The 7,349-nt window shown below is 41.0% G+C and carries 7 protein-coding genes; 2 read left to right on the top strand and 5 right to left on the bottom strand.

Features of this window, described 5'->3' with window-relative positions:
• The first annotated feature begins 158 nt into the window (after window positions 1-158).
• On the top strand, window positions 159-1,121 hold the full coding sequence (rluD, locus tag CEX73_RS02100; RefSeq protein WP_101626949.1) for a 23S rRNA pseudouridine(1911/1915/1917) synthase RluD: 963 nt from the start codon (window positions 159-161) through the stop codon (window positions 1,119-1,121).
• Between the two features lie 100 nt (window positions 1,122-1,221).
• Window positions 1,222-3,795: an ATP-dependent chaperone ClpB gene (gene clpB / locus CEX73_RS02095; RefSeq protein WP_101626948.1), complete on the top strand. Its 2,574-nt coding sequence runs from the start codon at window positions 1,222-1,224 to the stop codon at window positions 3,793-3,795.
• A gap of 34 nt (window positions 3,796-3,829) precedes the next feature.
• Here clpB and rplS read toward each other — a convergent pair whose 3' ends face one another.
• The 5 genes from rplS to ffh all read right to left on the bottom strand — a co-directional run bounded on the left by rplS (window position 3,830) and on the right by ffh (window position 7,176).
• Entirely contained in the window at window positions 3,830-4,177 is a 348-nt protein-coding gene (rplS, locus tag CEX73_RS02090) for a 50S ribosomal protein L19 (RefSeq protein ID WP_101626947.1), read from the bottom strand.
• Window positions 4,178-4,191: 14 nt separating this feature from the next.
• Window positions 4,192-4,938 (bottom strand): tRNA (guanosine(37)-N1)-methyltransferase TrmD, encoded by a 747-nt coding sequence (gene trmD / locus CEX73_RS02085; RefSeq protein WP_101626946.1) that lies wholly within the window; start codon window positions 4,936-4,938, stop codon window positions 4,192-4,194.
• Window positions 4,939-4,963: 25 nt separating this feature from the next.
• Window positions 4,964-5,536, bottom strand: coding sequence for a ribosome maturation factor RimM (rimM, locus tag CEX73_RS02080; protein WP_101626945.1), 573 nt, complete (start codon window positions 5,534-5,536; stop codon window positions 4,964-4,966).
• On the bottom strand, window positions 5,500-5,748 hold the full coding sequence (gene rpsP, locus CEX73_RS02075) for a 30S ribosomal protein S16 (protein WP_101626944.1): 249 nt from the start codon (window positions 5,746-5,748) through the stop codon (window positions 5,500-5,502). The genes rimM and rpsP overlap by 37 nt, the downstream gene beginning before the upstream one ends.
• A gap of 63 nt (window positions 5,749-5,811) precedes the next feature.
• Window positions 5,812-7,176, bottom strand: a complete 1,365-nt coding sequence (ffh, locus tag CEX73_RS02070; RefSeq protein ID WP_101626943.1) for a signal recognition particle protein — start codon at window positions 7,174-7,176, stop codon at window positions 5,812-5,814.
• Window positions 7,177-7,349 lie beyond the last annotated feature (173 nt).

The following is a 7,349-nucleotide window of genomic DNA, read 5'->3' as shown; positions in this document are numbered from 1 at the left end:
TAGGAGCGGTCCTGCAATTTGTGCCGCGCTGAAGTATAACTTTCTAATAACAAATTATTAGTCACTATGTGACTAGAACAATTAACCAGTAAAATGCTGAGTATTGCTATTAAAAATAAATATTTTATGTGCATCAATCTTCATAAAGAGACTTTAATATGGCGCAATATCGATACATGACTATAAATGTGACAAATGTATCATTTACGCAGCGTTTGGATCAAGTCATGGTAAAATTATGCTATGAGCATTCGCGATCGCGAATAAAAAACTGGATATTAAATGGTCAGGTTAAAGTAAACGGTAAAGTAACTGTCGTTCCAAAAAAGAAAATGCTAGGTGGAGAACAAATTGAAATATCTGTGGTTATGAAAAATGAGCAGCACTGGAAAGCTCAGGATATTAGGTTGAATATTGTGTATGAAGATGATGATCTTATTGTAATAAACAAACCCAGAGATATCGTCGTACACTCAGGCGCTGGGAATCCTGATGGTACCGTACTTAATGCTTTACTCTATTATTATCCACCTATTGCAGATGTACCGCGTGCAGGCATTGTCCACCGATTAGATAAAGATACCACTTGTTTGATGGTAGTGGCTAAAACAGTACTTGCGCAGAATAGGTTGGTGGAGTTATTGCAGGCACGGAAGATTACCCGTGAATATGAAGCAATAACTATTGGCACCATGACTACCGGCGGTACTGTGGAACAGCCTATTGCCCGCCATGCAATTCAACGCACACATATGACAGTGCATCCTCTAGGTAAACCGGCGGTTACGCACTACCGCATCATAGAACATTTTCGCGCTCATACTAGGCTACGGCTACGGTTAGAAACCGGCCGTACCCATCAAATTCGCGTACATATGGCTTATATCAACCACCCTTTAGTAGGAGATCAAAGGTATAGCGGCCGTCAACGTACACGCAAAAGTATCATGGATATAAAAGTATTACGCCAATTCGATCGCCAGGCGCTACATGCTACCATGTTACGATTATACCATCCCATCACGGGAATTCAGATGGAGTGGCATGCTGCGCTACCGCAGGATATGGTCGAGCTAGTGAATGCACTGAAAGCAGATACTGAACAATTGAGGTTCATATGAACGTACTTTTATCCTGCCTACTTATGATGACACTAGCGGAATATTCCTGAATCTTTATCATAAATAATATTATTTAATTTCCATAGTAGTAGGAGGCATTATGCGTCTAGATCGATTAACTAATCAATTTCAAATAGCTCTCGTAGAGGCTCAGTCATTAGCTATTCGGCGCGCTCATAAATTCATAGAACCATTACATGTAATAGTTATTTTACTTAAGCAAGAAGGGGGTACTGTATACCAATTACTACAGTATGCAGGTGTGAATACCTCGCAATTGATCGTAGCAGTGGAACAGGCATGCAATCGGTTACCGCAGGTAGAAGGTACTATCTATAACATACAACCATCACCAGATTTAGTACGTGTATTTAATCTGTGTGAACAATTGGCGCAAAAACGTTTTGATAGTTTTATTTCATCCGAGCTTTTTGTACTAGCATCGATTGAGTCGCATGGTACCTTAGCAGACTTATTAAAAGCAGCTGGGGCTACGATAATCTCGATTACTCAAGCTATAGATAATATGCGTAATGGTCAGCCAGTGAACTCACCAGATGTAGAAAACCAGCATCAAGCGCTGAAACAATTTACTATTGATCTCACCGAACGCGCGGAACAGGGGAAATTAGATCCTGTTATCGGCCGTGATGAAGAAATCCGCCGTACCATCCAGGTCTTGCTGCGGCGTACCAAAAACAACCCTGTGCTGATCGGTGAACCTGGGGTGGGTAAAACGGCAATCGTAGAAGGGCTAGCCCAGCGTATCGTGAACAGTGAAGTTCCGGAAGGACTGAAAAATAATAGGGTACTGTCACTCGACATGGGATCACTCGTAGCTGGTGCCAAGTACCGCGGTGAATTCGAAGAACGGCTAAAAAACGTGCTAAGCGAGATTTCAAAACAAGAAGGTTATGTCATTTTATTCATTGATGAATTACATACTATGGTCGGCGCCGGTAAAGCAGACGGCGCGATGGATGCCGGTAATATGCTCAAGCCAGCGCTTTCCCGTGGTGAATTACATTGCGTAGGTGCCACGACCCTGAACGAGTACCGCACATTTATTGAGAAAGATGCGGCGCTGGAAAGACGTTTTCAGAAAGTATTAGTCCTTGAGCCGACAGTTGAGGATACCATCGCTATCTTACGTGGTTTAAAAGAGCGATATGAGCTACATCATCACGTACAGATTACTGATACGGCTATCGTAGCAGCAGCGATGTTATCTCACCGTTATATCGCAGATAGGCAATTACCAGATAAGGCTATTGACTTAATAGATGAGGCCGCTTCCAGCATCCGTATACAAATAGACTCCAAGCCGGAAGAGTTAGATCGTCTAGAACGGCGACTGATTCAGTTGAAGCTAGAGCAACAGGTACTGAAGAAAGAATCGGATGATTCTAGTCTTAAACGTCTGGATACGCTCAATGAAGAACTAGCGCAAAAAGAACGCGCTTACTCTGAGCTAGAAGAGAAATGGAAAGCTGAGAAATCTTCCTTATCCGGCACCCAAAATCTGAAAGCAGAGCTAGAAAAAACCAAAATATACCTTGAGCAAGCGCGTCGCATCGGCGATCTCGCACGTATGTCGGAATTACAATATGGTAAAATACCTGAGCTAGAAAAACAACTGGCGGTAGTATCGTCATCGGAAAGTAAAAGCATGCGTTTGTTGCGTAACCGTGTTACAGATATGGAAATTGCTGAAGTACTGGCGCGCTGGACAGGTATCCCTGTCTCGCGTATGTTAGAAAGCGAGCGAGCTAAACTTCTACGGATAGAGCAAGAGTTACATAACAAAATAGTTGGCCAAAACGAGGCAGTGGAAGCTGTTTCTAATGCTATCCGCCGGAGCCGAGTAGGTCTTGCAGATCCTAATAGACCAATTGGTTCTTTTATGTTCCTTGGACCTAGCGGAGTAGGAAAAACAGAGCTATGTAAAGCTCTAGCAGCTTTTCTTTTTGATAGTGATGATGCGATAGTCCGTATTGATATGTCTGAGTTTATGGAAAAACATTCGGTATCACGAATGGTAGGTGCTCCTCCAGGATATATTGGTTATGAAGAAGGTGGTTATCTTACCGAGGCAGTGCGCCATCGACCTTACTCAGTCGTCCTGCTAGACGAAATAGAAAAAGCTAATCAGGACGTGTTTAATATTTTGTTGCAAGTACTAGAAGACGGACGATTAACTGATGGCCATGGCCGGACCGTTGATTTCCGCAATACCGTAGTAATTATGACGTCTAACCTAGGATCTGATGTGATTCATGAACGTTTTCGTCAGTTAAATTACCAGGAAATGAAAGATCTAGTTTTTGAGATCGTCCGCGATCATTTCAGGCCTGAGTTTATTAATCGTGTAGACGAGATTGTCGTATTTCATCCGCTAGGCTATGAACACATTATAAAAATTGCACAGATTCAGCTACAACTTCTTTCTAAACGTTTAGAAGAGCAGGGAACTACTCTTATTATCAGCGACGAAGTACTAGCCTTATTAGGTAAGGTAGGTTTTGATTTTATTTACGGCGCGCGGCCGTTGAAACGCGCTATACAGCAGAAAATAGAAAATATATTATCCCAACAAATACTATCTGGATACTTACAGCCAGGTAAGCCAATCAAACTAGATGTGAAAGACAATAATATTGTGACTAGTCAGTGAAGTCACATGATAGCTTTATCTAAGTTTCTTAACTTTACTTGCTTATACGCTCTTTAATACGCGCAGCTTTACCGGTACGTTCACGCAAGTAATATAGTTTCGCCTGACGAACGAAACCACAACGTTTAACAGTAATACTATCTACTATTGGAGAGTGCATCTGGAATACACGCTCAACACCTTCGCCGTTGGAAATTTTACGAACAGTAAATGTAGAATGTAAACCGCGGTTACGGATAGCGATAATTATGCCTTCAAATGCTTGCAAACGTTTTTTACTTCCTTCAACAACCCATACCTTAACTTCTACCGAGTCACCTGGGCGAAAAGATGGTATGTTTTTCATCTGCTCTTGTTCTATTTGTTTAATAATCTGGCTCATAATATTAGTGCTCTTTATTTTTTCGATTGATATTCACATTGAAATTCTTTCAGTAACCTCACTTGCTCGTCAGTGAGAGATAATTGTTCTAGAAGTTCAGGTCTTCTAAGCCAAGTACGGCCCAAAGACTGTTTCAGTCGCCAGCGCCGGATCTCGGCATGATTACCCGACAATAGAACAGGTGGAACCTCTATACCACCTAAAACTTCAGGACGAGTATAATGCGGACAATCTAGTAATCCTTCAGCAAAAGAGTCTGAAGTTACCGAAGTTTCATGACTCAGTACTCCAGGAATTAATCTAGTAATAGAATCGATTAGCGTCATTGCTGCTAACTCACCGCCACTGAGGATATAATCACCTATTGACCACTCTTCATCAATCTCTGTGGTAATTAAACGCTCATCAATACCTTTATAGCGACCGCAGACCAGAATTAACTTAGGCTTCGCTGCCAGTTCATATACGCCTGGTTGATCTAACTTACGTCCCTGAGGAGATAAATATAGCACTTTAACCCCTTTTCCTGCTTTCTTTTTAGCTTCATGAATAGCATCAAGCAAGGGTTGCATCATCAATAGCATTCCCGGTCCACCGCCATAAGGGCGATCATCTACGGTTCTATACCGATCGTAAGCAAATTCACGTGGACTCCAGCACTGTACATGTAATAAACCATTTTTTACAGCTCGGCCGGTCACCCCATAATCAGTTACCGCACGGAACATTTCTGGAAATAGGCTGATAAAACCAATCCACATAGAGTGTTTTCTGTCCTGTTAAAGGTTAAAATATCGGGTCCCAGTCCACTTGAATAATACTGGTAGCAAGATCGATATTTTTAATAACCTTACCGTAGAGAAATGGAATCAACAGTTCATAAATTATAGAAGAATCTTTTCTATTTGCTTTGACAACCATAACATCATTTGAGCCAGTTTCTATTAAGTTAATTACTTTGCCCAGCGGAGAACCATTAACCGTTTCTACCTGGCAACCAATGAGATCTTTCCAGTAGTACTCACCGTCAGATAAATCAGGTAACTGCGAAGCGTCAACTATAATTTGACAATTAGTGAGAAGTTTTGCACTTTCCCTATTTTTAATACTTTTAATCTTAATAATAATACCATTAGAATGGTACTTCCAGTCATCTAGCGTAATCTGCTGCCATGTATTTATCCGTTTAATAAACCATGGTTGGTAATGAAAAATACTTTCAGCATACTCAGTCGATGAAATCATTTTGAGCCAACCATGAATGCCATACGCTGAGTTAATTTGACCTAAAACTACAGGAGCTGTAATACTAATTTGATTTTTTAGTTTGATTTTTTCGTTTTTTTGATTAGTGCACATACGCGTTCCGACATTTTAGCACCATGATTAATCCAATATGAAATTCTATCCATATCCAAACGTACATCTTGAGCCTGTCCCGCGGCTAGCGGGTTAAAAAAACCAACACGTTCAATAAAGCGCCCGTCGCGTGGATTGTGGTTATCGGTTACTACAATTTGATAAAATGGACGTTTTTTAGCTCCGCCACGAGCTAAACGAATTGTGACCATAAACAAACATCCTCATACTAAATTTATGAGTAAAACTAAATTAAAATAATTATTTCAGTTGAGTTAACGCCAGAAGAATCCTGGCGGCATCATTATCTTCAAACCGCGTATCATTTTTATCATTCCTTCTTTTTTCATTTTCTTCATAAGACGCTGCATTTCTTCAAACTGTTTTAACAGGCGATTAACATCCGGCACCTGCATACCGGAGCCGGCAGCAATACGACGCTTACGCGAACCTTTAATAATTTCCGGGGTAACGCGTTCTTGAGCCGTCATTGACGAAATCATCGCCTCCATACGTATTAGCATTTGATCATCATGCATTTGCAACTTCACTTGATCTGGCAGTTTACTAATGCCAGGCAATTTATTTATCAGGGTAGCCATGCCACCAAAATTACGCATCTGCTTAATTTGGTTCAGAAAATCGGTCATATCAAAACGATCGCCCTTATTTAAAGTTTTAGCAAGCTTCTGAGCTTGGGCATCATCTACCTTACGTTCTATCTCTTCAATTAGCGATAAAACGTCGCCCATGCCTAGGATACGGTCGGCTAAACGATCAGGGTAGAACGGTTCTAAAGCATCTATTTTTTCTCCTACGCCAATAAATTTAATCGGTTTTCCAGTCATATGACGTATAGATAGTGCGGCACCACCGCGCGATGCGCCGTCTACTTTGGTCAGGATTACCCCGGTTAATGGCAGCGCGCTATTAAAAGCTTTGGCTGCCTTAGCTGCATCTTGTCCTGTCATTGCGTCTACCACAAACAATGTTTCAATAGGTTGAATAATGTTATATATATTAATAATTTCATTCATCATCATGTTATTTGTGTGTAAACGACCAGCTGTATCTACTAGCAAAACATCATAGCATTTTATTTTCGCGTATCTCAGCGCTTCATTAACAATCTCAATTGGTTTCTGATCTGTTTGAGAAGGAAAAAAATCTACGCCTATGTTCTGAGTTAGGGTTTCTAATTGTTTTATGGCTGACGGGCGGTAAACATCTGCTGATACTACTAGTACTTTTTTACTCTTTGTGTCCCATAAATATTTTCCCAGTTTCCCCACACTAGTTGTTTTCCCAACGCCCTGCTGGCCCGCTATTAGTACTACTGCCGGTGGCTGCATCGCCAAGTTGAGAGAATGATTTTGTTCGCCCATGGCGGTTACCAGCTCAATGCGTACCAGTTTGATAAACTCTTGCCCAGGGGTGAGGCTATTATTAACTTTCTTACTCAATGCACTCTCTTTCACCCGGCTGATAAAGTCTTGCACTACCGGTAACGCGACATCTGCTTCCAGCAGTGCCATACGTACTTCACGCAAAGTATTTTTGATATTAACTTCGGTCAGGCGTCCCTGATCGCTAATATTACGTAAGGTGCGTGATAATCGATCGGATAAATTTTCAAACATGTTGACTTATTTATTTAACCTTAACATGATATTTGCTCATATGTTTACTAGTTTTATTTTAACACTAATTAGGCATATGAGATACTCTTCCACTAGAAAATAAACCAAGTTCAAGTCTCGCGCATACTACATACAAAACGTGATAGTATCACGTCACTAATTGTTAATGTCAC

It is taken from the genome of Candidatus Palibaumannia cicadellinicola (assembly GCF_002855795.1).
Lineage (GTDB): Bacteria > Pseudomonadota > Gammaproteobacteria > Enterobacterales > Enterobacteriaceae > Baumannia > Baumannia cicadellinicola_C.
Note: the sequence above shows the minus strand (reverse complement) of the source record. Positions and strands in the feature narration are given on the sequence as shown.